The organism is Vibrio sp. Vb0349 (assembly GCF_033338975.1).
Map to the genome: position 1 here is coordinate 1 of NZ_JAWOTS010000436.1, position 1,050 is coordinate 1,050.

Annotated in this window: 1 protein-coding gene; it reads right to left on the minus strand. The window is 45.0% G+C overall.

The window, feature by feature from the left end; translation table 11 throughout:
- Positions 1 to 195 precede the first annotated feature (195 nt).
- The coding region (rsgA, locus tag R7Q47_RS26420; RefSeq protein WP_318090280.1) for a ribosome small subunit-dependent GTPase A at positions 196 to 1,050 on the minus strand (855 nt) is incomplete at its 5' end.

A 1,050-nucleotide genomic window follows, 5' to 3' on the forward strand; every position in this document is an offset into this window, starting at 1 on the left:
TATCACATATCTTAGCTTGGTAATATTTTGTGTCTAGTTTTAGTTTGTTTTTGGATTAAATGTTTGCTCAATGTTATCTAAACGAGATTTTTATGTTGAAAAATCTCGTTGGTTATGAGTAATGGTTTTTAATAAAGTTATTAAAAAGGAGACGAAAGTCTCCTTTGAATTTATTGACAACTCAAATCTAACAACTCAGTAACTTTGCTGACGTTTGCGTTTATCACTCATCACATTGCGAGTGAGTTTGCCAAATTGTCGGCTCTGAGCTCGTTGCTCTGCTAAGGTCGCACCATTAAAGGCTTGTTCTCGCAGCAGCTTTTGATAATTGTTGAAACGGCGAATTTCAAGAGAGCCATTTTCAATGGCCGCTTGAACGGCGCAACCTGGCTCGGTTTGGTGTTTACAATCACCAAATCGACAATGCTCGGCAAGCGCTTCAACGTCAGCAAAGGCTTCGCTGACACCAGCTTCGCAATCGACGAGTTGGATTTCTCGCATTCCTGGAGTATCGATCAAAATCCCGCCCGCAGGTAATAGGTGAATTGAGCGCGAGGTCGTCGTATGGCGTCCTTTGCTGTCGTCTTCACGGATATGCCCTGTCGATTGTTCTTGTTGACCAAGTAACGCGTTGACCAGCGTTGACTTACCCACCCCTGATGAACCGATAAAAGCAACGGTTTGCCCCTCATTACACCAGCTCATGAGCTTAGAAGTACTTTCTGCATCTAAGCCGTTGACCGTCTCAATGACTAGCAGAGGGTCTAGCTTCTGTACTAGGCTTTTGAGTTCATCGACGTCGTCGCACAAATCGGCTTTGGAAAGCACGATAACGGGCTCGACGTCAGCTTCGTGAACTAAGGCTAAGTAACGTTCAATACGGCTTAAGTTGAAATCGTGATTGAGTGAGCAGACGATAAACACCGTATCGACATTGGCCGCGATGAGTTGCTCTGCCACTTTGCTGCCCGCCGCTTTGCGGCTAAAGAGGCTCAAGCGATCCAGTAAGCGAACAAATTGCTGATCTTCATTTAAGATTACCCAGTCTCC